Source organism: Actinospica durhamensis (assembly GCF_018139695.1).
Taxonomy (GTDB): Bacteria; Actinomycetota; Actinomycetes; order Streptomycetales; family Catenulisporaceae; genus Actinospica; species Actinospica durhamensis.
Map to the genome: position 1 here is coordinate 14,457 of NZ_JAGSOG010000048.1, position 26,189 is coordinate 40,645.

The following is a 26,189-nucleotide window of genomic DNA, read 5'->3' on the forward strand; positions in this document are numbered from 1 at the left end:
CGCCGGTGCGGCGGCGAGGGCGGAAGCGGTGTTGACGGGTTCGGCCGGCCGAGGCTCAGCCCTTGACCGCGCCGGTGAGGCCGCCGACGATCCGCTTCTGGAAGATCGAGAAGAAGATCAGCGCGGGCAGCATCGCGAGCGAGGTGAACGCGAGGACCTTCGCCGTGTCCTCGGAGTACTGCGAGGAGAACTGCTGCACGCCGAGCGGCAGGGTGTAGTTCGCCTGCGAGTTGAGGATATAGAGCGGCAGGACGTAGTTGTTCCAGCTGCCGATGAACGTGAGGATGCCGACGGTGGCCACGCCCGGGAGCGAGAGGGGCAGAACCATGCGGACGAAGAAGCCGATGCGGCTGGTGCCGTCGAGCGAGGCGGCCTCCTCGAGCTCCTTCGGGATCGCGCGCAGGAACGGGACCAGGATGATGATGGTCGTGGGCAGGCCGAAGGCGATCTCCGGGATGATGATCCCGGCGAGGTTGTCGATCAGGCCCAGGTCCTTGATCACGATGTAGAGCGGGGTGATCGCGATGACCATGGGGAACATCAGGCCCGCCGCGAACAGCGAGTACATCGCGCCCTTGAGCTTGAAGTCGTAGCGCGCCAGTACGAACGAGACCATCAGCCCCAGCACCACGACCCCGACGGTGCACGCCAGCGCGACGACCAACGAGTTGCCGAACTCACCCCAGAACGTGGATGACGACAAGACATTGGTGTAGTTGCTGAACACCCAGGGATGGGGCAGGCCGGCCGGGCTCGTGGAGATCTGCGCGTTCGTACGGAACCCGCCGACCACGATGTAGAGCACCGGGGCGATACAGGCCGCGATGAACAGCAGCGCGACCAGGTAGGTGATCGGGTTGCCCCACTTGTGCGGCCGCTCCGCGTCACCGCTGCCGCGCTTCTTGGCGCGCGCCGCGGAGGAGCGAGGGAGATAGGTCGACGTGCTCATCAGCTCGCTCCTTCAGTGACGGCGCCCTTGAGGTCGCGGCGCAGCACGAGGCGCTGGTAGATCAGCGCGATGACCATCGAGATCAGGAACATCACGACCGCGACCGCGCTGCCGTAGCCGTAGTTGCCCGCGTCCCGGCCCTGCTGGACCATGTAGATCGCCATGGTCGAGGTGCCGGCGGTGCCTGAGACGTACTCGCCCCAGATGATGTAGACCAGGTCGAACAGCTGGAGCGAGCCGATGATCGAGAGCAGGCCCCAGATCCGGATCGTCGGACCGAGCAGGGGCACCGTGATCCGGCGCTGGACCTGCCAGTAGGACGCGCCGTCGAGCGCGGCGGCCTCGAACAGCTCGTCCGGGATCGACTGCAGCCCCGCGAGCATCAGGATCACCGCGAAGCCGATGTACTTCCACGAGATGATCGCCATCAGCGTCCAGATGGCCAGCTTCGGGTCCGCGAGCCAGTCCTTCTGCAGCGAGCCGAGCCCGATGTGCGAGAGCAGGTCGTTGACCGCGCCGTTCTGCTGGAGCATCAGCGACCAGCCGGTGCCGACGATGACCTCGGAGATCACGTACGGCACGAAGATCAGCACCCGGATGACCGAGCGCCCGCGGATCTTCTGGTTCAGCAGCAGCGCCAGGATGATCGCCACCGGTCCCTGGATCACCAGGGAGAGCACCAGGATGACCCCGTTGTGCCACAGCACCTGCTGGAACGCCGGGTCCGTGAAGATCAGCTTGTAGTTGTTCAGTCCGACCCAGTCGGTGGCCGGACCGTACCCGTGCCAGCGGTAGAAGCCGTAGTACGCCGCGAGGATGACCGGAAAGATCACGAACGCCACGAACATCAGGATCGCCGGTGCGGAGAGCACCGTGATCTCGAGACGCATCCGGGCACGGCCACGGCGGCGCGCAGCCACCCGCGGCCGGGGCGAAGGCGCACTCGCGCCCTCGCCCCGCACCGTGCCCTGCGACTGCCGGTCGGAGACCGTGTCAGTACCCAGGGAGTTGCTCATCGTGTGTCCGCTCAGCCCTTCGCCGCTGCGCTGTTCGCGGCCGCGACGATCGCGGCGGGCGAGCCCTGGCCGGCCATCAGGTTGACCACGGCGGTGTTCAGCGCGTTACCGACGTTCTGGCCGAACTCGGTGTCGAGGTACATCATCGAGTAGGAGGCCTTGTTGACCGCCTGCATCGAGGAGACGTTGTAGGACTCGGTCACCGCCGACTGCGCGGCCGGGTTGACCGGGATCGCGTCGAGCGCCTTCGAGTAGGCCTCCTGCTGGGGCGTGGTCACCAGGAACTCGAGGAAGCCGAAGGCCGCGGACGGGGCGTTCTTCGATATCGAGTACCCGTCGCTGCCACCCATGATCGCGCTCGGGTCACCCTGGCCACCCGCGACGGCCGGGAACGGGAACCAGCCCAGGTCCGGCAGCGGCTGCTGGTTCGGGGTCAGGCTCGCGATCACTCCCGGGTCCCAGTTGCCCATGAGCTCCATCGCGGCCTTGTGGTTCGCGACCAGACCGGCCGACGAGCCCGCGCCCTGCTGCGAGGAGGTGGTCAGGAAGCCCTTCTGGAACGGGTTGACGCCCAGGAACGAGGACAGGTCCTGGCCGGCCTTGGTCCAGCACGGGTCGGTGAACGACAGCGACTTCGCCGTGCTCGCCATCGTCGCCTGGCTGCACTCGCGCAGCGCGAAGTTGTAGTACCAGTGCGCGGCCGGCCACGCGTCCTTCGCGCCCACCGCGATCGGCGTGACGTTCTGCGCCTTGAGCTTCGCGACGTCCGTCTCGAGCTCGGCGATCGTGGTCGGGGTCGAGGTGATCCCGGCCTGCTGGAACAGGGTCTTGCTGTAGTAGATGCCCTCGGGCTGGGTGTCGAGCGGCATCGCGTAGACCGAGCCGTCGATCGTGTCGGCGGCCAGCGCGGCGGAGGACACGTTCGACTTGTCCGTCGCGGAGAGGTTGAGCGCCTGGAGCTGGTCGGCGTCGACCATCGACTGCATCTTGCCGCCGCCGCGCTGCAGGAAGATGTCCGGTGCGGAGTTGGAGTTCAGCGCGGTCTGCAGCTTCCCGTCCAGGTCCTCGTTCTGGATCGTCACGATGTTGACGGTGACGTTCGGGTGCAGCGCGTGGTAGGCCTTCGCGGCGTTCAGGAAGTAATCCTGGCCCGGGCCGGTGGTCGAGTTCTGCCAGACCGTCAACGTCACGTTGCCGTCGGCCGAACCGCCGCCGCCACCGCTACTGCCACCGGCACAACCGGTGGCCGCAAGCGCAGTGCCCAAGGCGATCGCGGCAGCCATAGCGCCGCGCGTTTTCCTCGTCATCGTGGAAACTCCCTGATCCGTTGTCGATGTCACACCTGGCCCAAGAGGGCATCGGGGGGACTGGCGATGAGTCTGCGCGCCGTCTGCCGATCTTGTCAATCGTTGTCGATAACGATTTCTAACGCTAGGGTGGCGCCGTGCAGCAGCCCAGAGCCCGAGTCACCATCCGCGACGTCGCCGAGCAAGCCGGCGTCTCGGTCGCCACCGTGTCCAAGGTCATCAACGACCGCTACGGCGTGGCGGCGGAGACGATGGCCCGTGTCCAGGGCGTGATCCGCGAGCTCGGCTACGAGGCGAGCCTGGTCGCGCAGAGCCTGCGCAACCACCGCACGAACGTGATCGGCATACTGGTCGCGGACCTCGAGCCGTTCAGCACCGAGCTGCTCAAGGGCGCGGCGGACGCGATCCGCGGCAGCGGCTTCGAGCTGGTCGTCTACAGCGCGGGTGGCCGCCCCGGCGATGTGGGGGGATGGGAGAAACGATACCTCTCGCGGCTGAGCGGCACGCTGGTGGACGGCGCGGTGCTGGTGACGCCCACGGTCGTGGACGTGCAGTACGGCTCGCCCGTGGTCGCGGTCGATCCGCACACCGGATCCTCGAGCCTTCCGAGCGTCGACGCGGACAACCTGCGCGGCGGGCGCCTGGCCACCGAGCACCTGCTGGGCCTCGGGCACCGGCGGATCGGGATGCTGGCCGGCCGCGCGGACCTCGAGTCCGCGCAGCTGCGCGAGCAGGGCTACCGCGAGGCGCTGGCGGCGGCCGGCGTGCCGGTCGACGACACTCTGGTGCGCGTCGGCGGGTACGATCCGAACCTGTCGCGGCTCGTGGCCCAGGAGCTGCTGACCGGTCCACAGCGTCCGACCGCGGTGTTCGCCGCGAACGACGTGACGGCGATCGCGACGATAGAAGTCGCGCAGCAGCTGGGGCTGCGGGTGCCCGAGGACGTCTCGGTCGTCGGATTCGACAACATCCCCGAGTCCGCGCTGTGCGTCCCGCCGCTGACCACCGTCAACCAGCCCATCCGGACGATGGGCGAGCGCGCGGTGGAACTGCTGATCCGGCTGATCCGCGAGCAGCCCGTGGAGCACACGCACCTCACCCTGGCCACCGAACTCGTCGTGCGCGCGTCGAGCGCCCCGCCGCGCAGCGCACCCTGACCCACCCCGGCACCCGGCCGCAGCCGCGGTCCGGGCTCCGGCGCCCGGGCCGCGTTCGCGTGCTCGGGCGCCGGAGCCCGAAGCCGAAACCCGCGGCACCACACCGCACCTCACGCGGGCACCCGGACCACTCGGGCGCCCGGCTCCACCCCGGACGGGAGGCCACGCCTCCCGATTAAGGACAGCCGCACATGGCTACAGAAGTAACCGCTCTCACCGAGCCGTGGCGCGATTCGACCGCCCCGACGGCAGATCGGGTCAAAGACCTCATATCGCGCATGTCGGTGCGGGAGAAGGTGGCGCAGCTGTACGGGGTGTGGGTGGGCGCCGACGCCACCTCAGGGCAGGTGGCGCCGTTCCAGCATTCCTCGGAGCTGCCTCCCGCCGACTGGTCCGACGTGCTGCGCGACGGCATCGGGCAGCTCACCCGCCCGTTCGGCACCGCGCCGGTGGACCCGGTGGCCGGGGCGCGCGCGGTGGCCAACACGCAGCGGGAGCTCGCCGAAGCCGGCCAGGGCATCCCGGCGCTGGTGCACGAGGAGTGCCTGACCGGTCTCGGGGCGTGGCAGGCCACGATCTACCCGTCGCCGCTGTGCTGGGGCGCGAGCTTCGACCCGGAACTCGTGCGCAGCGTGGGCGAACGGATCGGCGCGAGCCTGCGACGGCTGGGCGTGCACCAGGGCCTGGCCCCGGTGCTCGACGTCGCGCGGGATCTGCGCTGGGGCCGGGTCGAGGAGACCATCGCGGAGGACCCGTACCTCGTCGGCACGCTCGGCGCGGCGTACGTGCGCGGCCTCGAGTCCACCGGAGTCGTCGCGACCCTCAAGCACTTCGCCGGCTACAGCGCCTCGCGCGCGGGACGCAACCTCGCCCCCGTCTCGATCGGGCCGCGGGAGCTGGCTGACGTGATCCTGCCGCCGTTCGAGATGGCGCTGCACGCCGGCGCCCGTTCGGTGATGAACTCGTACTCCGACAACGACGGGGTACCGGTCGCCGGCGACCCGGCGCTGCTGACCGACCTGCTGCGCGGAACCTACGGTTTCACCGGCACGGTCGTGTCGGACTACTTCTCCGTGGCGTTCCTGCTCAATCTGCACCGCACCGCGGGCACGAAGGCCCAGGCCGCCGTGCAGGCGCTGGCCGCGGGCATCGACGTCGAACTGCCGACCGTGGACTGCTTCGGCACGCCGCTGATCGAGGCGCTGGAGTCGGGCGAGGCGGACATCGCGCTGGTGGACCTGGCACTGGAGCGGGTGCTGACCCAGAAGTGCGACCTCGGACTGCTCGACGCGGACTGGTCGCCCGAAGCCCCGATCCTCTCCGAGGTCGACCAGCGGCTCGACGACGACGAGTCTCGCGCACTGGCCGGGCGCCTGGCCCGGCGCGCGATCGTGCTGCTGCGCAACGAGGGCGGCGCACTGCCGCTGGCCGCGGGCAGCCGCCTGGCCGTCGTCGGTCCGCGCGCGCACGTCGCGGACGCCGTCTTCGGCTGCTACTCCTTCCCCCGGCACATCGGCGTGCACCACCCGGACCTCGCGCTCGGCGTCGAGTCGCGCACCGTCCTCGAGGCGCTGCAGGCCGACCCGGCCGGATACCGGATCAGCTACGCGCAGGGCTGCCCGGTCCCCGACACCGAGAGCTCCGTGCGGCTGCGGGCCGAGCGCGCGGCGGCCGAGGGCGGCGCGGCACCCGACGCCGTGGACGACGAGGCGCTGCGGGAACTGGGCGACCGCCAGATCGCCGAGGCCGTCGCGGCCGCGCGCGAGGCCGAGTTGTGCGTCGCAGTGCTCGGCGACGTTTCCGGCCTGTTCGGCAACGGGACCTCCGGCGAGGGCTGCGACACCTCCGACCTGCGCCTGCCCGGGCGCCAGGGCGAGCTGCTCGAGGCACTGCTGGACACCGGAACGCCGGTCGTCCTGGTGTTGCTGGTGGGCCGTCCGTACGAGCTGTCCCGGTACGCCGACCGGCTCGCCGCCGTGGTCTGCGGCTTCCTGCCGGGCGAAGAGGGCGCGAACGCGCTGGCGGACGTGCTGTCCGGACGGGTGGACCCGTCCGGCCGGCTCCCGATCGGATTCCCGGCGGAGGGCGCGAACCAGCCCTCGACGTACCTCGCCTCCACCCTGGCCCAGCGCAGCGACGTGAGCACGGTGGACCCGACGCCGCTCTACCCCTTCGGCCACGGCCTGTCCTACAACCCGGCGGTCTGGACGGACCCGGTGCTCCCGGCGGGCGAGGCGTGGCCGACCGACGGCACGCTGCAGCTCGCGGTGACCCTCCGCAACGACGGCGCGTCCGCCACCAGCGAGGTGGTCCAGGTCTACCTGCACGACCCGCAGGCCGAGGTGGCCCGCCCCGTGCAGCAGCTGATCGCCGCCCCGCGGATCGATCTGCAGCCGGGCACGACGCGCACGGTCGTCATCGACCTGCCGGCCGACGCGACCTCGTACACCGGCCGCGCCGGCCGCCGGATCGTCGAGCCGGGCGAGGTGGAACTCTGGGTCGGCGCCTCAAGCACCGACATCCGCGCGCGGCTCACCGCCCACCTGACCGGCGCCCGACGCGAGGTCGGCTTCGACCGCGCGTTCCAGCCGACGGTGAGCATTGTCGAAGGCTGACCCAAGACTCGGTGCAAGCCGGCGCGAACGAGCGCCGGCTTGCACCGTATCCATAGGCGCCCGTCACCGTGCCGGGCGTCGTGTTTCCGGCTCGGCCTGGAGCCGTTGGTGGCCGTTGGTGGCCTTTGGTGGCCGTTGGTGGCTCGTCACGTGGCAATCGGAGTGGCGATCCACCAGGCGTCGACGCGATCAAGCGGAATGCGCACGTCCATCATGCTTGCATCAGCCGCACCCTGCCGCGTCTCGTCCGTGTGCAGATGCAGGTACTCCGCCGCGTCATCCTCCAGCCGCTGCTGCCGATAAGCCGCAGCGAGGTCCGCGGGCAGTGCATCGTCCACGAAGGCACCCGAGCTGAACACGTAACCGGTCAACAGGGCACCTCCGACCAAGACCGAGACCCGGTACGGGTCGCTCCGAGCGTGTTCACCGGACGCGTCCTTCGAGATCGCCTCCAGCAGAGGGTCTGGTCTGCGCATGCCGCAATTCTGCGCAGAGCATCCGGGTCGCTGCACCTCAGACAAGGCAGACGGGGGTCGGCAGGCCGGCAAAGTGGCCAGCGGCCCTCGGGGCGGGCGAGGGGCTCGTACGTGCGACCGTGCCAGTCCGACCGCCGTCAGAGCTGGGACAGCGCCGGGACCAGGTCGTCCAGGCCGAGCGGGCTGAGCGACAGGGCTTTCATGTGCCAGGCCTTCAGGTCGAACTCCTCGCCGCGCTCGGCGTGCGCGGCGCGGGCGGCCTCGCGGCCGGCCAGCCAGGCGCGTTCGCCGAGTTTGTAGCCGATCGCCTGGCCGGGCAGGCCCAGGTAGCGGATCAGTTCGCTGTCCAGGAACTCGCCGGGGCGCCCGCTGTTGCGGCCGAAGAAGTCGCGGGCCAGCTCCGGTGTCCAGCTCTCGCCGGGGTGGAAGTCCGCGTCCTGCGGGATGCGCAGTTCCAGGTGCATGCCGATGTCGACGATCACCCGGATCGCCCGCATCAGCTGGGCGTCGAGGAAGCCAAGGCGTTCGGCCGGGTCGCCGAGGTAGCCGAGTTCGTCCATCAGCCGCTCCGCGTACAGCGCCCAACCTTCGCTGTTGGCGCTGATGCGGCCGATCGTGACCTGATACCGGGACAGTTGGTCGGCCAGCAGCGTCCATTGCGCCAGCTGCAGGTGATGGCCGGGCAGGCCCTCGTGATACCAGGTGGAGACCAGGCCCCAGGTCGGGAACCGGGTGTGGCCCAGGGTCGGCAGCCACGTGCGCCCGGGCCGGGCGAAGTCGAGTGACGGCGCGGTGTAGTAGGGGGCGGCGGCGCTGCCGGCCGGAGCGAGCATCGCCTCCACCTTCCGGATCGGACCGGCCAGGTCGAAGTGCGTGCCGTCCAAGTCCCGGATCGCCTGGTCCATCAGCTCCTGCAGCCATACGCGCACCTCCTCCGCGCCCTCGATCGCGTGGCCGTGCTCGTTCAAGTGGGTCATCGCCTCGAGCGCGGTGGCCCCGGGCAGGATCTGCTCGGCCACGGACCGCATCTCCGCGCTGATCCGGTGGAATTCCGCCCATCCCCAGGCGTAGGCCTCGTCCAGGTCCACGTCCGCGCCGGTGTACGCGCGGGCCGAGCGCAGATAGCGTTCCCGGCCGACGGCGTCCGCAGTGCCCTGCACGGCCGGGGCATACTCGTCGCGCAGCCAGTCGCGCAGCTGCCGCACGCCGCTGTCCGCGATGCGCGCGGCCTCCGCGAGTTCGGGACGCACCTTCTCGGGACCCCCTGCGGCGAACACCTCGAACCAGCTCGGGTCGCCTTCGCCTTCGCCGTCTTCGGCTCCCGCAGCGGCCTGACCGTCCTCGCCCTCGCCCAGCCAGGTGGCCAACTGGCCGAGCACCGCCTCGACCTGCCGCGGCGCGGCCTTGAGATCGCGCTCTACGCCCGCGGCGAGCGCGGCCCGGTATCCGGCCAGCGCCTCCGGCACGCGACGCAGACGCCCGGCGATCACCGACCAGTCGGCCTCCGTCGCGGCGGGCATGGCGACGAAGACGCTGCGCACCGAGTGCACCGGAGAATGCAGGTTGCCCACGGCTCGCAGGTGATCCCCGGCGTCGTACTGGGCCAGCGTCGCGGACAGCCGCTCACGCAGCAGCCTGGCGCACTGCGCCTCGGCCGGATCGGCGGCGAGACCCGCGGCCGTGGACCGCTCGAGATCGTCGAGGGTGGCGCGGAGCAGCTCGGCGCGGGCGTCGGCTCCGGCGGGAGAATAGTCAGGCAGCCGATCGTCGTCGAGGTTCACTCCGAGCGAAGTGGCGAGGATCGGATCGAGCCGGCACAGGGCGTCGAGACAGGCGTCGGCGATCTGGCGAGGATTCAGGTCGGTCATCAACGTATCGTGCCGTACGAACACGAGTACGGTCCAGAGGTGGCAGCGGGTTATTACCCGGGGTCGATCGCGGCTATCGCATCCCGTATCCCCATCCCGCATCCCGCATTTCGCAGACAAGGCCCCGTCAGGAAGGGTGTCCAGATCGGCGTCCACGGCAGCCTCGCGGGCAGGCATGGATGTGTGCGCCGAACCTGGACACCCTTCGCGTCAACCGTCTAAGGCCGAGGGGCCCGTCAGCAGTGGCTCCATCCGCTGGTCCACGACGATCCCTCGTACGCTCCGCCCCATTCCACGCAGGAGCTCGGCGCATATTCCGCGACCGGTCCGGCGTAGTAGGTGAAGGTGCCGGGGTTGCTCGCCGACGAACCGCCCTGCACGGCCAGCGTCGCGTTCATCGACTCGGCCGAGGCCGGGTCCGTGGCCATGGTGGCGACGCAGTTGTCACCGGTGGAGCTGTTGAAGAGCAGGTAGATCGTCGCGCCGCTGAGCGCGTGCGTGTCGACGACGCTGTAGCCGCTGCCGCACACCTGGGTCGGGGTGTACGGATTCGTGGCTCCCGGAGGCGCGGTCACGGTGCCGTTGCCGCAGTGGCTCCAACTGCTCGTCCAGGAGCTGCCGTTGTACGACCCGCCCCACTCGACACAGCTGTTGGGCGCGTACTCGACCACGGGGCCGGCGTAGTAGGTGAAGGTGCCGGGGTTGCTCGCCGACGATCCGCCCTGCACGGCCAGCGTCGCGTTCATCGACTCGGCGCTCGAGGCGTCCGTCGCGAGCGTGGTGACGCAGTTGTCGCCGGTCGAGCCGTTGTAGAGCAGGTATACGGTCGCGCCGGTCAGGGCGTGCGAGTCGATCACGCCGTAGCCGCTGCCGCACACCTGGGTCGGGGTGTAGATGTTGTTTCCGGAGGGCGGCGGGGCACTGGACCCGCCGCCGCAGTGGCTCCAACCGCTCGTCCAGGAGCTGCCGTTGTAGGAACCGCCCCACTCGACACAGCTACTCGGCGCGTACTCCGTCACCGGACCTGCGTAATAGGTGAATGTCCCTGGATTACTTGTCGAGGCTCCACCTTGTACCGCTAGTGTCGCGTTCATCGATTTCGCGCTGGTCGGCGTGGTGGCCAGGGTGACGACGCAGTTGTCGCCGCTCGCGTCGTCGTAGAGCAGGTATACGGTGGCGCCGGTCAGGCCGTGCGAATCGATCACGCCGTAGCCACTGCCGCACACCGCATTCGGGCTGTACGGATTGCCGGAGTCGACGGGCGGCGGGGTGCTGCCGCTGCCGCTCGCGACGGGCGATATGTACCCGGAGATCGTCATCTCGGCCGCGCCGACGTAGTCGCCGGTGGCCCGCTCGCTCGCCGGAATGGTCACCTGGACCACCGAGGAGCTGCGCGCGAACGTCGACTCCGAACTGCCGCTGATGCCGTTCCAGTCGCCGTTCGCGGTGATCACGTCGCCGCTGGAGTCGACCGAGGTGACGATGCCGACGTGATCGGCCACGCCCCCGCCCGAGTAGTCGTAGACGACCGCGTCGCCCGGCTGCGGGACGTACGACGCGCTGGTGTGCAGCGTGCCGTTGTTCTCGCCGTAGACGTAGAAGCTGCCGGCCGCGGCGGTCAGTCCGCCGGTGTAGAAGCCGGAGTTCTGCCAGACCCATTCGGCGAAGTCGGCGCACCAGAACTCGCCGTTGCCGCCGTTGCCGCTGCAACTGGTCTCGAACTGGCTGCCGCCGAGGCTGTTGGTGGTCGGCGTGTCGGCGCAGGTGCCGGCCGACTTGCCGATGTTGGCGTGGGCGAGGGTGGCGGCGTCCCCGCCGGCCGCGGCCGAGGCCGTCGGCGCGAGGGCCGTGGCCAGGCTCAACGCGAGGGCGGCGACGGCCGGCCCGGCGAATCTGCGTAGATGATTTCTGATATTCACACCTTGCTCCTCAGAGCCCGCACACCGGCGGGCCACTCGGTGGGTGGGGCGGCCGCGGCCCGAGCACAGGCTCGAGCCGCGGACGGCGGTGTGGCGGCGTCGCCGGTCAGCCGGCCGCGGCCAGGACCTGCCCGGAGGCCGCGAGCTGGGCGGTGATCCCCGCCTTGACCTGGTCCAGGTGCTGCTGGTTGGCGGCGATCATCTGCCGCTGGAGCGCGGCTTCGACGGCGTACCAGGTGCCGACGAGGTTGGTCTGCGCCTTGCACGCGACGTCGGTGCTCGCGGTCAGCAGTTCCTTGGCCGAGGGTGCGGGAGTGTTCCACTGCTGGTCGCCGGTCGCGTCGTACGGCGTGGCGTAGTGATAGCCGTGCTTCGCCATGCACTGAGACCACTGCGATACCACGGCGATGACCTGCGGCTCGCGCTCCGATATCGCAAGGCTCTGATCGTTGATCTCCTCGGCGACGGCATCGCTGTTGGCCGATCCGCCGTGCGCCGTCAGCTGCGCGCGCGCCTGGCCGATGCAGCCGCCGGCCGGAAAGGCCCGGTTCGCATACCGCGTGGGCGGCGCGGCCGAGGGCGACGCGTCCGTCGCGGCGCTGCCGGTCAGGAGCATGAGCGCGGCGGCGGAGACGCTCGGCTTCTTCGGCAGCGGGGCACTCGGCGGCGGGTGGTAGCCGAGCTTCGCGACCTGCGCGGCATCGGAGACTCCGTAGCGCCGGGGGGCGTTGGAGTCGGTCACGGCCCCCGGCAGGATGTTCGGCGGCGGAGCGGTGTAGTCGAACCCGAACTGCTCCATGCACCGGTCTTCGAGCAGATTCGTGGCCTGATCGAACTCGATGCTCTGATCGTGGGTGGGCAGATAGGCGTCGACCGGGTAGATCAGGGACGTGCTGTCGGTGACGGTCGGGATCCCGGTGACGTGCACCTGCGGGATCGCGCCCGCCGAGGGCTGCGGCGCCGCGGCCGGCGCGCCGCCGGAGCAGGCCGCGCTCGCCGCGCCGGCCAGGATCAGCGCCAGCACGGCGGCGACGGGGCGGGAAGTCAGGGAACGCATGAGGCCTCTCGGGAACGAAGGCGGCGGGCCGGGCCCGGCGTACCGCGCCGCGAGACGCGCGGCGCGGTACCCGGGAACACGCCGGTCAGGAGGGCGACCGGCGGTGGATCACCAGCCCTGGGAGGCGTTCTCGTTCTTCAGGGTGGAGTTGAGGTTGACCCAGCTGCTGGGGGCGACCGACTCGCTGGCCCCGGCCTGGTTCGAGTTGTAGTAGATGATGCCGGTCACCACGGTGTCGTAGTTGCGCACCGAGGCGGCGTTGTTCTTGACCGCCTGGCCGGCACCGGCGTCGCCGCCGCTCCAGGCCTTGAAGACCCAGCCGGCGTAGTTGTCGGTGTACGGATCGTTGAACCGGGCACCGGCCAGGTTCGAGTTGTAGTAGAGGCACAGGTCGCCGCCGGCGCCCGCGTCGTTGGTGACGCAGTTGCCGTCGCCCTCGGCCGCGAAGGCGGACGGGACCGCGGTGAGCCCGATGGTCAGGGCGATGCCGGCGGTCGCCGCCGCGGCCAGAGTCCTGCGGAGCATCATGTCGTTTCTCCGAAAAGTCGCGGGTGGACGGTGCGTTCCGCTGTGGCCGCACCGGGTGGGACAGGGCCTGCGCCGGTCACGAGACGCGCGGTCGATCACGCTGTCCGCATGCCGTGGCGGCGCCGAGCGGCCCCGAGGAATGTCTATCCGGGTGGCTGATTGACCGGTACAGGAGCCGATCTCGGTCAATCAACGGCGTCCCGGACCAGCGCGCCGCGACTCGATTGATCAGTGTTCTGGGATCAGAAGGCTGGTCAGCGCCGCCGATCAATCAATCAATTCCGCCGACCCGGCGCACGGCGTCGCACGTCGCGCACGTGCAGTAGCGTGGCAGTGTTCTGCGTTGTAGAGCGCAGGGCGGTTCGCCGAGGTACGGCGTATGGGGGACTTAAGGGGGAATCGATGGCGCGCAACCCACGGCCTATCGATCCGGGGCAGGGGCCGCTGCAGGCCTTCGCGGTGGAACTGCGGAACGTGCGGCAGGCAGCAGGAGATCCGACTTATCGCGCCATGGCGGTGCGCGCGGGCTTCAGCGCCACCACGCTGAGCGAGGCCGCGAGCGGCACGCGCAAGCCGAGCCTGGACGTGACGCTGGCTTTCGTCGAGGTCTGCGGAGGTGATCCGGCGGTCTGGCGCGAGCGCTGGCTCCGCTTGGAGCGCGAACTCGGGGCGCCGAAGGAGCCGCCCGCGGCCGGCCCCCGGCCGGGGCCGGCGCGCACGCCCGCGTCCACGTCTACAGCTACGTCCACGTCTATAGCCACCTCCGCGCCGGATCCCGAGCCGGGCGGCGAGGCGGACTCGGACGGCGAGGGGGAATCAGACCACGAGGGAGATTCGGGCGGCGAGGCAGAGGGCATCGACGTCATCGGTTCCGGGGCGCCGATGAACGACGGCACCGGCCCCTGGTACCGCGGCAGGTACCGGGCCCGGCTCACCGCCGCCGTCGGCGCCGCCGCGGTGCTCGTGGGTGCGGCGATGCTCGTCACGCACCTGGATCAGACGCAGGGCCGCTCGAGCGCGGCCACCACGCCGGGCGCGTCGTCCAGCCAGGGCGAGGCCTGCCCACCCGCGCCGCCGGGGGCCGTCGCCTTCACCGCCGTGACCTACAAGCCCGGCACGAACGTGCGCGGCGGCGCCAGCCTGGACGCGCCGGTCGTCGCCGCGCTGCCGACCGGCTGCCTGCTCTCGTTCAGCGGGTACTGCCTCGGGCAGTCCCTGCGCGACCAACGCGCCGGCACCCCGGACATGCGGTGGTTCAAACTGGCCGACGGCCGCGGCGTGGTGGCCTCGGCCGTCGTGAGCGGCAACCCGCCGCCGAACCTGACGCCGAGCGACTGCCCGCGGGACGTCCCGCTCCCGGCCGAGATCCGCCTGCGCGTCAGAGCGGCCGCGGCGCACAACGCCGTGGTGCTGTCCGCGAGCGGACTGAACACGCCGATCGTCGGCTACGCCGCCTACTACAGCCAACAGCAGACGTCGGGCTTCCAGGCGCCGAGCTGGCACGAACTCGCACTCAACGACGCCTCCTACGAGCAGGCGCCCACGTGGAGCCTGAGCGGCGTGAGCCCCGCCATCACCGGCCTGTCCGGCACCCCGACCGGTTCGGTCCCGCTCGTCGCCGTGGCCTGCCTCGGCGGCGGCGCACCCACCGCGATCATCAACGCCGCCGCCGTCCGCCCGACCGACCCGTCGGCCACCGAGTCCGTGCAGTTGAGCCCGCAGGACCTGACGACGGCCGAGCGGGCAGCCTGTCAATACCCGATCTCAGACTGAAACCGGAACCGGAACCGGAATCGGAACTGAAAATCGCCGACAAGCGGTCACCACGGCTCGGGCACGCCCCGCTCCGTGGTGACCGCTTGTCGGCGCCGGCGCCATTCCCCCCACGACCCCGAGCCCGGTCCAGATGTTCGCGAAATCGCGCAGCTCCCGCCGTACCGCCCGCCGCCCGCCGCGCCGTACCGCCCACAGGCGCCCCAAGCCCCAGCAAGACCGTCGGCGTACGAGTGTGTCAGGACCCTCGAGCGTGTCGGATCACCCAAGTATGGTCGGTGCCGTGGTCGTCGTCGGCTGACCGACGCCGGCCGTTCGCAGGGGGCTTCGAGTCGCGACCAGGTGATCGGACGGCGAGGGCTCGGTGTCGACCCAGGGAAAGGCTGCGCACGAATGCGGTTCCTGCTCGATCTCGCGGATCCCGAGGCGGAACCTCAGATCGCCGCGCGGCTCGGCCTGCCGTCGCGGTTCGGGGGGCCGGCCTCCGCGCGGGGCGGCGGTGGAGCCTCGCTGCTGACGGCGATGTTCGGGGCGGACCGTGAGGCGGCGCGGCGGGTGTTCGCCGCTCCGGACACGCCCCGCTCGATACTGCGCTGGCTGCTCGAACTCGACGACCCTGACGCCAACTACCTCGTCTATCAGGCCGATGTGCCTGACGCCGTGCGTCGGGACATACTGCTGGGCGTGCCGTACGGTCCGGGAGCTGCGGAGCCCGGCTTCCGGGTGCCGGTCTCATCCGATCTGCATCCGGAGCGAGACCTGAAGGACTATCACTACCGCAGCTTCCGCCGACGGGCCCGCCTGCCGTATCACGAGGGCTACGACGACGCGGCGGACGTGGAGCAGCGCGGCATCATCAGCACCCTGTACGAGGCGGGCAAGGCCCGGCAGTTGAAGAAGTGCAAGCGCGCCGCCGCCGCGCTCAGCGGCCCCGAGTGGTCGGTCGTCGCGGCGGCGGACCGCGCCGAGCCGATGCCCGGGTACGCCCGATGGGCGCTGTGCGTCCAGGTCGGCTGCCCGGAGGAACTGCGCCGGCAGTTGGGCGGGTACGATCCGCACTTCACCGCCCGTATGTCCATGGCGGGATTCCTGCTCGACGGATCCGCCGCGTACGCGTGCGCCGCCCGGCCACCCGGCCGTGTCCTGGCGGTGCTGGAGTGCGTCGCCCGAGCCGCCCCACAGCGGGCAGCCGATGCGGCTGCGGCGTTGCGCCCGCTGGTCGAACAGGAGCTCGGCGACAACCTGGAGGCCTGGGCGGTGCTCGCGCGGCTGCTGCCGGGCTTCGCCGGTTCGCTGCCGGAGCTGATCGTCACCAGCGGGGCGATCGCGGCCGGATCCGGCTGACCGGAGACCTGAGATGACGTTCGGGGACAAGCGTCCGCCGGTGATCGATCTGGCGGACCGGCGGGCGGTCGCGGCCTGGCGCCCGGCCGCGCCGGAAGTCGTGGCCGAGGCGGTGCGGCTCAAAGAGGCGGCTCTGCTCGACTTCGGGCTCACCGAGTCCGCGGTCGCCTCCTGGATCTATGCCAAGTGCCACCACCAGATACCGACCACGGCCGTGGCCACCGCCGCGGTCGTCGCCTCGGGTGACGGCTCCTGCCTGCTGCTGTTCAACCCCGACTTCTTCGTCGCCCTCGGCCTCGACGGCGTCAAGTTCGTGCTCTTCCATGAAGCGCGCCATCTGGTGCAGCGCCACCTGTTCGTCGAGCCTGAGCTGCGCAACGATGCCGTGTTCGAGCTGGCCGCGGAGGTCACGATCAACCACGTCGCGCTGGTCCGGCTCAAGCGCGCGGGCCTGCCTGAACGCCACGGTTCCCCGGTCGGCGTGGATCCGGCGGCAGTGCACGAGCGGTATACCCGGGATCTGGCGGAGCACGGCCTCGACCCGTTGCCCTACGCCGCGTTCGTCGAGACCGACCTGACCGCCTACCGCGAACTCAAGCGCATGAAGCGGCCGCCGGTCGCGGACCACATATGCATCCATCAGCAGACCGACCTGCAGATGGACCAAGAAGCGGTCGATGCGGTGGTGTCCTCCGCGCTGCTCAATACTCTGTTGGCGGGCGGTCGCGGCCACACCGGCGCCCGCAATGAGATCAACGATCTGATGAATCGGTCCGAGGGCGGTGAGCGGGCCTCGCGGATCTGGGGCTCGCTCGGCGCGGGCTCTCTGCGCGGCCGGACCTCGGCCACGCGGCGCGTCGACTGGTGGCAGCGCTGGTTCGTCGACGTCGTCGGCTCGAGGCTGAGCGAGGGCGAACGGCTGGTCTACCCGAAAAAGCGCGGGGCGGTCCTCGCGGCCCTGGGCCAGGACCCGATCATGGCCAGGCGCGGCCCGGTGCGCGAGAAGGTCGTGGTGTTCGCGTACGACACGTCCGGTTCGATGCCGGCGCACGTCGTCGCGTGGCTGACCGATCTGGTCGGACGGATCGACAGGGTCCGGGCACACTGGCTGTCGTTCGACGCGGTGGTCATGCCCTTCCAGCCGGGTGAGCGGGTGTTCGGCGGCGGCGGAACCAGCTTCCAGGCCGTGGCCGACTACGTCGAGGGGCGCAGTGAGGTGCACGGAGCCCGGTTCGAGGAGCAGGTGGACGCGGTCGTGATACTCACGGACGGCCATGCCCCGCACATCACCCCGGCCGAGCCGGACAAGTGGATCTGGCTGATCACCCAAGGCGGCGACGACTGGCCGGACCGGCACCATCCGCAGATGTCCTGCCATCGCGTCACGACGGGGAGCAGCTGAACGTGTCAGTACCTATACAAGGCCTGGCGGGCGCCGCGGAACCCGGTATCGAGCCGGGGGCCGGAGCTGCGGGGCCGGCCCCGCAGCAGGGTGCGCGGCCGTGGGTGCCGACCGCCACCTACCCCGAGGCGCTCTTCGACCTGTCGGGGCCGTCCGGCGGATCCCGGCTTGAGTCCTTCATCGACGCGATGATCGAGCTGGGCCAGACCGGGCAGATCTTCGGCGAGCACGGCATCGGCAAGACCGCGACGTTCTTCACGCACATCGCAGAGGCCTACCGGGACACCGCGCTGGTCTACGTCCCGGCCGCGAACCTGACCCCGGACGACCTGCTGGCCAACGCCCCGGTCCGGACGGACGACGGCACCCTCGTGCTGCGCCAGCTGGTCATGGGCCAACTGCGGCCCGGGCGCCGGTTCGTGCTGCTGATCGACGACTCGCTGCAGGCCGGGGACTCGATCCAGTCGCAGTTGATGCAGATCGCCTGCAACTGGACGCTCGGCGAGTTCGACTTGCGCGCCCTGGGTTGCATCGGGGTGTTCCTGACCGACAACGAGTCGCTCGCCGAGACCTCCGCGCGCCGAGGCGATCTCGCGATCCTGGACCGGATGGCCACGCTGAGGATCACCGCGAACGACACGGCCTGGCGCTACCGGCTCGCCCGCCGGTACCGGGACCGCGACCTGTCCGGGGCGTTCGCCGTCTGGGCCTCGCTGACTCCGGCGCTGCGCGAGCTGCTCTCCCCGCGGACGCTCGAACACGTGCTGGCCAACGCCTTCGAGGGCTTCCCCCTGATCTGGGGGCTGCCGCTGGTCGGCGGGGAGCGCATGCGGCTGGTCGAGGCGCGCGAGGACGGTTCGCCGGGCCCCGACCGGACCGAGGAGGTGTTGGACCGGATCGCCGAGGCGGTCGGCGCGCGGAATCCGGCCGGCCTGCAGGACCCCGTGCGGCAGGTCGTGCGCGCGGCGCTGCGCAACCGTTGGACCGTGCTGCTGCAAGGGCCGCCCGGATGCGGGAAGACCGAACTGGTGCGTGATCTCGTGCGACGCGAACTGGGGCGCGAGCCGCTCTACTTCTCGCTGCCGGTGACGAACATCGAAGACCTCTGCGTCCCCGTCCCGAGCGCGGACGGCTCGCTGGAGAACCTGGTGGCGCGCTCCTTCACCGGCCGGGAGCCGAAGGCGATCGTCTGGGACGAGTACAACAGGCCCAAGGACAAGGCCGCCTTCGCCAAGCTCATGGAGATCACCCAGGAATGGTCGATCGCCGGGCACCCGATAGAGAACCTCAGGGCCCAGATCGCGCTGCAGAACCCGCCCTACCACCTCGGGCGCAAACTGCTGGTGGCGCGCAACAACGTGGCGCAGGCCTCACGCTTCACCGCCTCGTTGACCGTGCGCCCCGAGGACATCCCCGCGAACGAGTGGCTCATCACGACCTACGGCCCGATCGCGGAGACCTTCCTGGACTGGTGGAAGCTCGACATCGACGACGACGCCCGGGACTGGATCTCCAAGCGGACACTCGAGCGGATGATCAAGCTGCACCGGCGCGGCCTGCCCATGCAGTGGGGCACGGTCTACCTCGGGGACGGTGAATACGCGCCGGTCCCGCTCACGGCCCTGATGGACCGGCTGGCCCGGCGCGAAGTGGTGGGCCTGCGTGAGCTGGCCGCCGATCTCGACGGCTGGGAGGCCCGGCTGCGCCGCGCCGCCCAAGCCTCGAGTGAAGGGGCGAACGACACGGACGTCGTGCACCAGGTCATCGCGAATGCCGAGCTCTCGCAGCTGCGGGCGCACCGGGCCGCGATCGTTCGGCTGGTGGCGCTGCTGCCGCCGAAGCTGCGTTCGACGTACCTGGTCGGCGCGGCGGAAGAGCGCCAGCGTTTCTGGATAGAGGTGTTCGCCGCGATGCCGCGCAAGAAGTCGGGCGCCGGGCCCGGCGCCGCCCGGTGAAAGCCGGCGCCGGCTACTGGGCCGTGCGGTAGACGCTGCGGACGGCGGCGACGTCCGGGGCCGAGGCGGGGCGGGCGACTCCCGCGGCGAGTTCCGCGAATCGGCGCTTGACCGTGGCCGCGATGCCCTTGCCGAGCACGATGCGGATCGGCGCCGGGCCGTCGGCGGGAACCTCCGCCGTGGGCGCGGACCACGGGCGCCGGTCCGTCACGCCCAGAGCCCGCAGCATGCTCAGTGCCTCGCGACTGCGCATCCCGGTGTCCGTGAGTACCAGGTGGGCAAGCCGATGTGGGGCCGCGGCCAGGGCCGTGCCGATGGCGGCGGCCGCGTCCTCGTCGATCCGGTTCTCAGGAGCCGCCAGGACCCGCGCCGCCCGGACCCGGCCGAGGTCAAGCAGTTCCACCCCGGCGTGCGCCGCCGCCGCGACGAGCCGGGAGGCGGCAGCCGGGCCGATGCCGTTGCTGGCGGCGGACAGGCGGCGCAGCCTGCCGGGCGGCGCGCACTCGAGGGCCTCGGCGAGCGCCTGGGCGCCCTCGGCGCCGAGCCCGGCCGCCGAGACGTAGAGTTCTGCGACGCCGCCCGCCGCCACCAGACGGGCGAGCGAGGAGGCACCGGCCGCGCCGAGTGCGTTGCCGCCGAGGTAGACCCGCTCGAAGCCGCGGCCGGTGCCCACTGCCGAGATCAGCGCGTCGGTGAGAGTCGCGACCGCCCCCGCGTCGAGACCGGTCTGCACGAGATCCAGAGTCCTCAGGCCCTCGGCGGCCTCGAGCAGACGCGCGGCGGCATCGCCCCCGGCCGGACCCAGCGGATTGCGTTTGAGCCACACCGCACCCACTGCGGCCTGCGGCGAGGCACGCAGATTGTCCGCCATCCGGCACACCCCTCCGGCGGTCACGCCGTTGCAGCCGAGATACAGCGTCTGCAAGCCCTTCGGCCCCGCTGCGGCCGCGACGGCTCCGGCACCGGCGTCCCCGAGGCCGTCGGTGCCCAGCAGCAGATGCCTGACCGCGGGCCGGGCAGCGCGCGCGGAATCCGGCAGCGCGTCGACGACACGGCGCACGCCCTCGGGACCCACCGCCTGCTTGCACAGGTCCAGCCGCCCGTCGGGCAGCGCCGTGCCGGCCGGGAAGTCGAGCCTGTGCTCCGGTGTCCGACCGGTGCGCAGCCACGCGATCAGCGGCAGCAGGTCCTCGCCGGGACGCGGCGCGATCGGGCCGATACCCGCCCAGCGCGAAACGACGCCGTCCGCGCCGTCTTCGAGGTCGTCCTGCGCCTCTGCGGCGGATCGGCCGGGTCCGGCGGATCCAGCCGACTCGAGCGGCCGGGACACGGCGTCCCGGATCGGCCCGTCCGCGGGTGTCGGACCGCTGCTCACCATGCCGCCTCCCGGTAATCCTTCAGAAAGACTCCCCACACCGGGTCCCCGGCCTCCCCACGCACGACGGGGTCGTACACGCGTGCCGCTCCGTCCACGATGTCGAGCGGAGTACGGAATCCGCGGTCGGCGAGTCGGGCCTTCTTCGGGGCGGGATTCTCGTCGGTGATCCATCCGGTGTCCACCGCACACAGATAGACCCCGCGCGCCGCCAGGTCGTCCGCCGACGTGCGCGTCAACATGTTGAGCGCCGCCTTGGCCATATTCGTGTGCGGATGCCCCGAGGTCTTGTTGCGCACGGCGAACCTGCCCTCGACCGCGGTGACGTTCACGATGTAGCGCCGTGGACGGGGCGAGGCCAGCAGCAGCGGCAGCAGCCGATCGCACAACAGCGTCGGCGCGAGCGCGTTGACCAGGTGTGTCTCGAGCAGCTCGGCCGGATCCAGGCTCCCGAGTCTGGCCGACCACGAGTTCGCCGGCGAGAAGTCGGGAAGCAGGCCCGCCTCGTCGGCCTGTTGCGGAGTGAACGCGCCGGCCCGCACGGCAGGCGTGGCCCGGGCGCCCTCGATCTGCGCCGTGGCCCAGGCCTCGGTCAGCACCGGCATGGGGCGGAATCCGGGCGCCGGGCGTATGGGTCGACCAGGGCCGGGCGGCAGCGGGGAATGTTCGCCGTCCGACAGCAGCGCGTAGGACTCAGGGGGCCGACGGACGGTCTGCGCCGCGTTGTTCACCAGGATGTCCAGCGGCTCGTCCGCCGCGACGAGGCCGTCGCAGAGCCCGATGACCTGGCGCGGGTCACGCAGATCGACGGCGAGGACGGTCAACCGGTCCATCCACCCGGCGCTCCCGGCGGCCGCCCGGAATCGGCACACGGTGTCGTGCGGGAACCGGCTGGTGACCATGACCTCGGCCCCGTCGCGCAGCATCATCAAGGCGAGCTGAAAACCGATCTTGACCCGGCCTCCGGTCACCAGGGCGCGGCGGCCGGTCAGATCGGTGCGCGCCGCGCGACGGCGGGCGTTGTCCCGTGCGCACTCGGGACACAGCAGGTGGTAGAAGGCATCGACCTGCCGGAACGACTGCTTGCACACATAGCAGCGGCGCGGCGTGACATACCGCCCGACCGACTCCGCCACCTCGGGCAGGGCGAGAGGTGCGTCCTCACGGCGCGTCAGGCCGCCGAGCGCGGTCCGCGCGACGGTTCGGCGGTCCGCCGTCACGGCCTCCTGCCGCCGCCCGTCACGGCGCCGCCGCCGGCCGTCCCGCGAGAACGACGCGGCGACCTGTTCGGCCCGCAGCCGGACCGGATCGTCGACGGGCAGTGCGCAGAATCTGCCCGCCAGGCGGGAGAACTCGGCAAGTTCGGCGTCGGAGAGCAGTTCGGCGTCGGCGGACAGATCGGCACTCTCGCCGGAGGCCGAGTCTTCGACCATGACGTGTGCGCCCTCCTCATCGCTGCGCACGGGCCGGAAATCCATGCGGCTACTAGACGCCCAGGCGACCGGATTCGAACCGGCGTGACCCTCATTGACAGTGAGGTGCGACTTCCTCTGCGCTACACCCGGGCGCGCGCATGATCCTACTCAATCGCGGACCGTGCCCGGCGCGGTGTCGCGGCCGAGGATGCGGCAGGGACTCGGACGGCACCCGACGCCTTCAGGCGACACCCGGGCGGCCGGATTCGAACCGGCGTGAATCCCATAAGCAATGGGGCGCGACTGCCTCTGCGCTACACCCGGGCATCGAGGGCGATCTTACGCGAGCCGATCTGAGCGCGGTCGACCGGATCCATCCGACCGCAGGAGATGACGACTGACTGCCCAGGCGGCCGGATTCGAACCGGCGTGACCGGATCGCGAGTAAGAGACCGGTGCGCCTGCCTCTGCGCTACGCCCGGGCATCGAACAGGATCATACTCATCGCGGCGGGACCGAGAGCGAGCGGGGCGGCAGCGTCAGATGACGTCCCACCAGCCGGTTCGGCGGGCGCGGCGCCGGATTCCCGCCTGATCGCAGACTGTCGGTGGCCTCTGTCAGGATCACTTCCATCAGAGAGATCGGTCTCGAGGAGGCGCGGCTTTGGACAGCTCAGATGAGGCCTGGCGGCTGGATCCGCTCGCTCGGGTACTGCCCGCGGTCAGGCCCCGCAAGCTGGCGAAGGTGCCCTTCGTCGAACTCGCCGAAGGGCGGCTGCAAGGTGTCGTATCGAGCGGTTCGGACATCGAGCGCGTGTACGTGTCCTCCATCACCGCCGGGAGCCACGGACTGAGCTGCAGTACCAACAACAATCGGCCGTGCGGCGGGCTCAACGGCGGTTCGCTGTGTAAGCACCTTCAGTCGCTGGCCGAGGAGGCGGTGCAGCAGTATGGCCTGGACCGCGTCGCGCGGTACCTGAAGGTCGAGGTGCCCGAGGGCAGCTCGCTGGCCGCGGCGCTGAGCGGAAGCAGGGATCCCGCGCCGGCCGCCGCGGTGTTCAGCAGGTTCCTGCGACACCTGGCGTACCTCGAGGCGCCGGCGAGCACCGCGGCGGAGCCGGAGATGCAGTGGTTCCGCGGCGCCGGAGCAGTGGTCTGATGCGCGGGGCTCAACTGGCCGCCCTGCTCGAACAGGCACCGGCCGGCGTGCCGGAGGCGCTGGACCTTGTATCAGGTTTCGACGACCTGCTGGAGCACGGCCTGGCTCGGATCGGCCAGGGCCGCGCCGGGGCCCTGGCCGCGATCGCCGGAGCGCTGGAGGGCACGCCGCTCGGAAGCCCGGCCCACGAAGCGGTGGCGAAGCTGAGCGCCGGCTCGGTCTCGCGCGAGCACCTCGTCACGCTCGCGGGCGCCCGTGCCGCGCTGCTCGGAGCGGCGCACGATGCGTTGCTCGAACACTGCGACGCGGCTCTCGAACGCACCCGCGGAGCATGGAATCAGAGCCCTTCCGCAGCGGTCGGTACCGGCCCGGGCGAAGCGGTGCAGGCCTGGCTGCAGGAGCTGGCCGTGACGGGCTGGCGCGGACTCGACCAAGGGCACGTGGACGGCGCGGACCGACTGGTCGAGGCGCTGCTGGCCGATCCGGGTGGCCGCAGGCTCGCCGTGTTGCTGGACGGGCTGGCGGCGGAACTGCGCGCCAGCGTGCCGATCGGGCCGGCCGCCTGCGTGCCGACGCGGCGCTGGGCGGATCTGTGGAGCCGCGCGATGCTGCTGGCCCGGCAGGCGACAAACGGTGCCGGGGACACCGAGCCGGTGACGGGGCGTCTGCTGCCGCTGGGGGTGGATGTGCTCGAGCACGGGACGGCCGTGCAGGTGCTGGTGTACGGCGTGCTGGAGACGCCGACCGGGACGCCGCGGCTGGTGCGCACCGGCGTGACGGCGGCGAAGACGGACACGATCTCCGGCCCGGCGGTCTGGCGGCTGCTGACGGCGTTTCCGCTGCTGCTCACGGCGTTGGCTCAGCAGCGCAGCCTCGAGTTGCGGGACGTGGCGCTCACGGCCGATGGCAGGCTGCTGTGGGACGAGGCCCGCGCCGCGCTCGGCGAGGTCGCGGACCCTTTCGCCACCGCCCGTGTGCTGCTGCCGGGTGTGCTCGCCCCGGCCGCCGCGCCACTGGACCGGCATCCGGTGGCGCTGAACGAGCCGGTACTGGTCGAGGGCTACAAGACCGCAGGCGGGAGCTGGACGGTCGACGGCCGGAATCTGCGCATCGAGGTGGACCGACTGCCCGCGACCGGACCGCTGACCCCGGCACTGCTCAAGGCTTCGACGGCGTGCATCGGCGTGCTTCGGCACGACGGCTCGGGCTGGCTCCTGCGGCCGCTGGCCGTGCAGGCCAAAAGCAAGAATTCGAGCACGGCATACCACGGCGGCGACTGGGCGCTGGGCCCGACCGATCCCAAGGTGGTCAAGGCGGAATCCAAGTCGGGCGATCCGGTCGCGGTACTGCGCGAACGGGCGGGAAGGCTGCTGCGGCGATGAGTACCACAGAACGCGACGACACCGGCACAGCGACGGCTCCGGGCGCCGGCCTGAGCACCGCCGAGGAACACCAGCGGCAGGTGCTGTACTGGCGGCTGCTGGCGCGGCTGTTCGGAGCGGAGGAGCAGCCGGCGCTCGAGACCTCGAGCCTCGCGGTGGTCCAGGAGCTCGGCCTGCCTGCCGGACTGCTGGATCCGCGCGTGTCCGTGGACAACCTCGTGCAGCGTCACCCCACGCTCGGCCCGGAGTTCCGGGGCCTGACACACGGCACCGACGGCCCGGCCGGGGACGAGACGGAACCCGCCGTTGAGATTGAACCCGCCGTCCCGCCGACGAATCCGGTGCGCAGCGCCGCACTGGTGTCCAAGCTGCTGCTCAACCTGTTCGCCACCGGCTCCGGCGCCGTCTCCGCAACGCAGCTGGCCGGCTGGCAGCAGGACTGCGGCTGGCTCAAGGAGGCACTCGCCGGCACGGAAGCCGACCTCGGGTCACTCCTCGCCGAGATGGAGGGCGATCTGGTCAAGCGCATGCAGCTGCGTGAGGTGCTCGCCGACCCGAAGCTCGCCAAGCAGCTCACGCCCAGCATGTCGCTGATCGAGCAGCTGTTGCGGGACAAGCACAACCTCGACGGCGTCGCCCTCGCCAACGCCAAGTACCTGATACGGCGGTACATCGACGAGGTGGCCGCGGTACTGCGCACCCAGGTCCAGCAGTCGAGCGTCGGCACGATCGACCGCTCGGTGCCGCCCAAGCGCGTCTTCCGCAACCTCGACCTCGACCGCACGATCTGGAAGAACCTGACCAACTGGAGCCCGGAGGACCAGCGGCTCTACGTGGACCGGCTCTTCTACCGGCACACCGCCAAGCGCACCGTACCGGCCCGGATGATCGTGGTCGTCGACCAGTCGGGCTCCATGGTGGACTCGATGGTCAACTGCACCATCCTGGCCTCGATCTTCGCCGGGCTGCCGAAGGTGGATGTGCACCTGATCGCCTACGACACCCGGGCCATCGACCTCACGCCCTGGGTGCACGACCCCTTCGAGGTGCTGCTGCGCACCAAGCTCGGCGGCGGCAACGACGGTCCGGTCGCGATGGCGATGGCCCAGCCGAAGATCTCCGACCCGCGCAACACGGTCATGGTGTGGATCTCGGACTTCTACGAGTTCGACCGCTCGCAGCCGCTGTTCGAGGGGATCGAGGCGGTACACCGCTCGGGCGTGAAGTTCATCCCGGTCGGCTCGGTCAACAGCTCGGGCCACCAGAGCGTCAACCCGTGGTTCCGCGAACGCCTGAAGAACCTCGGCACGCCGGTGATCTCCGGCCGCATCCAGAAGCTCGTCCACGAACTCAAGACCTTCCTCGACTAGAAGTCCGATGAAGATCTTCGTGGTCTGATGTGGCGGGTCGGCGTAGCCGGCCCGCCACTGGCCTGTTCATGCTGGTGTCGGCAGGTTCCAGCGTCCGTTGGTGCGGGTGAGGCCGAGGTTGAT

The 26,189-nt window shown here is 70.8% G+C and carries 19 protein-coding genes, 2 tRNA genes and 1 pseudogene; 9 read left to right on the plus strand and 13 right to left on the minus strand.

What is annotated here, in order from left to right; translation table 11 throughout:
• Positions 1-55 precede the first annotated feature (55 nt).
• The 3 genes from KDL01_RS12580 to KDL01_RS12590 are packed head-to-tail and all read right to left on the minus strand — an operon-like array spanning position 56 to position 3,272.
• On the minus strand, positions 56-949 hold the full coding sequence (locus tag KDL01_RS12580) for a carbohydrate ABC transporter permease (protein WP_212528627.1): 894 nt from the start codon (positions 947-949) through the stop codon (positions 56-58).
• Positions 949-1,965, minus strand: coding sequence for a carbohydrate ABC transporter permease (locus KDL01_RS12585; protein ID WP_212528628.1), 1,017 nt, complete (start codon positions 1,963-1,965; stop codon positions 949-951). The genes KDL01_RS12580 and KDL01_RS12585 overlap by 1 nt, the downstream gene beginning before the upstream one ends.
• Positions 1,966-1,976: 11 nt before the next feature.
• Complete coding sequence (locus KDL01_RS12590) at positions 1,977-3,272, minus strand: ABC transporter substrate-binding protein (protein ID WP_212528629.1); 1,296 nt, start codon at positions 3,270-3,272, stop codon at positions 1,977-1,979.
• A 137-nt stretch (positions 3,273-3,409) separates the two neighbouring features.
• Here KDL01_RS12590 and KDL01_RS12595 point away from each other — a divergent pair, with 137 nt between their 5' ends.
• Together KDL01_RS12595 and KDL01_RS12600 are read left to right on the plus strand one after the other, a co-directional pair.
• Positions 3,410-4,429: a LacI family DNA-binding transcriptional regulator gene (locus KDL01_RS12595; protein WP_212528630.1), complete on the plus strand. Its 1,020-nt coding sequence runs from the start codon at positions 3,410-3,412 to the stop codon at positions 4,427-4,429.
• Between the two features lie 191 nt (positions 4,430-4,620).
• Positions 4,621-7,044, plus strand: coding sequence for a beta-glucosidase family protein (locus KDL01_RS12600; protein ID WP_212528631.1), 2,424 nt, complete (start codon positions 4,621-4,623; stop codon positions 7,042-7,044).
• Between the two features lie 146 nt (positions 7,045-7,190).
• On the opposite strand, the gene KDL01_RS12605 is transcribed toward KDL01_RS12600, so the two are convergent.
• The 5 genes from KDL01_RS12605 to KDL01_RS12625 all read right to left on the minus strand — a co-directional run bounded on the left by KDL01_RS12605 (position 7,191) and on the right by KDL01_RS12625 (position 12,892).
• Complete coding sequence (locus KDL01_RS12605) at positions 7,191-7,520, minus strand: hypothetical protein (RefSeq protein WP_212528632.1); 330 nt, start codon at positions 7,518-7,520, stop codon at positions 7,191-7,193.
• 137 nt (positions 7,521-7,657) lie between these two features.
• Positions 7,658-9,388 carry a DUF885 domain-containing protein gene (locus KDL01_RS12610; RefSeq protein WP_212528633.1) on the minus strand — a complete coding sequence of 577 codons (1,731 nt, stop codon included), beginning with the start codon at positions 9,386-9,388 and terminating at the stop codon, positions 7,658-7,660.
• Positions 9,389-9,624: 236 nt separating this feature from the next.
• Positions 9,625-11,307 (minus strand): CHAP domain-containing protein, encoded by a 1,683-nt coding sequence (locus KDL01_RS12615; protein ID WP_212528634.1) that lies wholly within the window; start codon positions 11,305-11,307, stop codon positions 9,625-9,627.
• A 106-nt stretch (positions 11,308-11,413) separates the two neighbouring features.
• Positions 11,414-12,364: a hypothetical protein gene (locus KDL01_RS12620; RefSeq protein ID WP_212528635.1), complete on the minus strand. Its 951-nt coding sequence runs from the start codon at positions 12,362-12,364 to the stop codon at positions 11,414-11,416.
• 108 nt (positions 12,365-12,472) lie between these two features.
• Positions 12,473-12,892 (minus strand): hypothetical protein, encoded by a 420-nt coding sequence (locus tag KDL01_RS12625; protein WP_212528636.1) that lies wholly within the window; start codon positions 12,890-12,892, stop codon positions 12,473-12,475.
• A 402-nt stretch (positions 12,893-13,294) separates the two neighbouring features.
• Here KDL01_RS12625 and KDL01_RS12630 point away from each other — a divergent pair, with 402 nt between their 5' ends.
• The 4 genes from KDL01_RS12630 (at position 13,295) to KDL01_RS12645 (ending at position 19,366) form a co-directional block, all read left to right on the plus strand.
• Entirely contained in the window at positions 13,295-14,665 is a 1,371-nt protein-coding gene (locus KDL01_RS12630) for a helix-turn-helix domain-containing protein (protein ID WP_212528637.1), read from the plus strand.
• A gap of 393 nt (positions 14,666-15,058) precedes the next feature.
• Positions 15,059-16,009: a hypothetical protein gene (locus KDL01_RS12635; protein ID WP_212528638.1), complete on the plus strand. Its 951-nt coding sequence runs from the start codon at positions 15,059-15,061 to the stop codon at positions 16,007-16,009.
• A gap of 13 nt (positions 16,010-16,022) precedes the next feature.
• Entirely contained in the window at positions 16,023-17,411 is a 1,389-nt protein-coding gene (locus KDL01_RS12640) for a DUF2201 family putative metallopeptidase (RefSeq protein WP_212528639.1), read from the plus strand.
• A gap of 188 nt (positions 17,412-17,599) precedes the next feature.
• Positions 17,600-19,366 carry an AAA family ATPase gene (locus KDL01_RS12645; RefSeq protein ID WP_212528643.1) on the plus strand — a complete coding sequence of 589 codons (1,767 nt, stop codon included), beginning with the start codon at positions 17,600-17,602 and terminating at the stop codon, positions 19,364-19,366.
• 13 nt (positions 19,367-19,379) lie between these two features.
• Here the strand turns inward: KDL01_RS12645 and KDL01_RS12650 are convergent, their stop codons facing one another.
• From KDL01_RS12650 to KDL01_RS12670, 5 genes and pseudogenes are all read right to left on the minus strand, one after another.
• The gene (locus tag KDL01_RS12650) at positions 19,380-20,744 is read right to left on the minus strand and encodes a leucine-rich repeat domain-containing protein (RefSeq protein WP_246576351.1); all 1,365 of its coding nucleotides are present in this window, start codon (positions 20,742-20,744) and stop codon (positions 19,380-19,382) included.
• The gene (locus tag KDL01_RS12655; protein ID WP_212528645.1) at positions 20,738-22,174 is read right to left on the minus strand and encodes an SDR family NAD(P)-dependent oxidoreductase; all 1,437 of its coding nucleotides are present in this window, start codon (positions 22,172-22,174) and stop codon (positions 20,738-20,740) included. The genes KDL01_RS12650 and KDL01_RS12655 overlap by 7 nt, the downstream gene beginning before the upstream one ends.
• A 59-nt stretch (positions 22,175-22,233) precedes the next feature.
• Positions 22,234-22,306, minus strand: a tRNA-Asp gene (locus KDL01_RS12660).
• 101 nt (positions 22,307-22,407) lie between these two features.
• A tRNA-Ser gene (locus KDL01_RS12665) sits at positions 22,408-22,480 on the minus strand.
• 80 nt (positions 22,481-22,560) lie between these two features.
• Positions 22,561-22,638, minus strand: a pseudogene (locus KDL01_RS12670).
• A 181-nt stretch (positions 22,639-22,819) separates the two neighbouring features.
• Here KDL01_RS12670 and KDL01_RS12675 point away from each other — a divergent pair.
• From KDL01_RS12675 to KDL01_RS12685, 3 genes are read left to right on the plus strand one after another with little or no spacing between them, the layout of a single operon-like run.
• Positions 22,820-23,314: a hypothetical protein gene (locus KDL01_RS12675; RefSeq protein WP_212528640.1), complete on the plus strand. Its 495-nt coding sequence runs from the start codon at positions 22,820-22,822 to the stop codon at positions 23,312-23,314.
• Positions 23,314-24,696, plus strand: coding sequence for a hypothetical protein (locus KDL01_RS12680; RefSeq protein WP_212528641.1), 1,383 nt, complete (start codon positions 23,314-23,316; stop codon positions 24,694-24,696). Before KDL01_RS12675 ends, KDL01_RS12680 begins: the two co-directional genes overlap by 1 nt.
• A complete protein-coding gene (locus tag KDL01_RS12685) occupies positions 24,693-26,066 on the plus strand; it encodes a vWA domain-containing protein (RefSeq protein WP_212528642.1) in 1,374 nt (457 codons plus the stop codon). Before KDL01_RS12680 ends, KDL01_RS12685 begins: the two co-directional genes overlap by 4 nt.
• The last annotated feature ends 123 nt before the right edge of the window (positions 26,067-26,189 follow it).

Excerpts from the sequence above, each read along its gene's own strand:
- KDL01_RS12580 (WP_212528627.1), bottom strand. The coding sequence starts at position 949 with ATGAGCACGTCGACCTATCTCCCTCGCTCCTCCGCGGCGCGCGCCAAG.
- KDL01_RS12585 (WP_212528628.1), bottom strand. The coding sequence starts at position 1,965 with ATGAGCAACTCCCTGGGTACTGACACGGTCTCCGACCGGCAGTCGCAG.
- KDL01_RS12590 (WP_212528629.1), bottom strand. The coding sequence starts at position 3,272 with ATGACGAGGAAAACGCGCGGCGCTATGGCTGCCGCGATCGCCTTGGGC.
- KDL01_RS12600 (WP_212528631.1), top strand. The coding sequence starts at position 4,621 with ATGGCTACAGAAGTAACCGCTCTCACCGAGCCGTGGCGCGATTCGACC.
- KDL01_RS12605 (WP_212528632.1), bottom strand. The coding sequence starts at position 7,520 with ATGCGCAGACCAGACCCTCTGCTGGAGGCGATCTCGAAGGACGCGTCC.
- KDL01_RS12610 (WP_212528633.1), bottom strand. The coding sequence starts at position 9,388 with ATGACCGACCTGAATCCTCGCCAGATCGCCGACGCCTGTCTCGACGCC.
- KDL01_RS12620 (WP_212528635.1), bottom strand. The coding sequence starts at position 12,364 with ATGCGTTCCCTGACTTCCCGCCCCGTCGCCGCCGTGCTGGCGCTGATC.
- KDL01_RS12625 (WP_212528636.1), bottom strand. The coding sequence starts at position 12,892 with ATGATGCTCCGCAGGACTCTGGCCGCGGCGGCGACCGCCGGCATCGCC.
- KDL01_RS12630 (WP_212528637.1), top strand. The coding sequence starts at position 13,295 with ATGGCGCGCAACCCACGGCCTATCGATCCGGGGCAGGGGCCGCTGCAG.
- KDL01_RS12635 (WP_212528638.1), top strand. The coding sequence starts at position 15,059 with ATGCGGTTCCTGCTCGATCTCGCGGATCCCGAGGCGGAACCTCAGATC.
- KDL01_RS12640 (WP_212528639.1), top strand. The coding sequence starts at position 16,023 with ATGACGTTCGGGGACAAGCGTCCGCCGGTGATCGATCTGGCGGACCGG.
- KDL01_RS12645 (WP_212528643.1), top strand. The coding sequence starts at position 17,600 with ATGATCGAGCTGGGCCAGACCGGGCAGATCTTCGGCGAGCACGGCATC.
- KDL01_RS12650 (WP_246576351.1), bottom strand. The coding sequence starts at position 20,744 with ATGGTGAGCAGCGGTCCGACACCCGCGGACGGGCCGATCCGGGACGCC.
- KDL01_RS12655 (WP_212528645.1), bottom strand. The coding sequence starts at position 22,174 with ATGGTCGAAGACTCGGCCTCCGGCGAGAGTGCCGATCTGTCCGCCGAC.
- KDL01_RS12680 (WP_212528641.1), top strand. The coding sequence starts at position 23,314 with ATGCGCGGGGCTCAACTGGCCGCCCTGCTCGAACAGGCACCGGCCGGC.
- KDL01_RS12685 (WP_212528642.1), top strand. The coding sequence starts at position 24,693 with ATGAGTACCACAGAACGCGACGACACCGGCACAGCGACGGCTCCGGGC.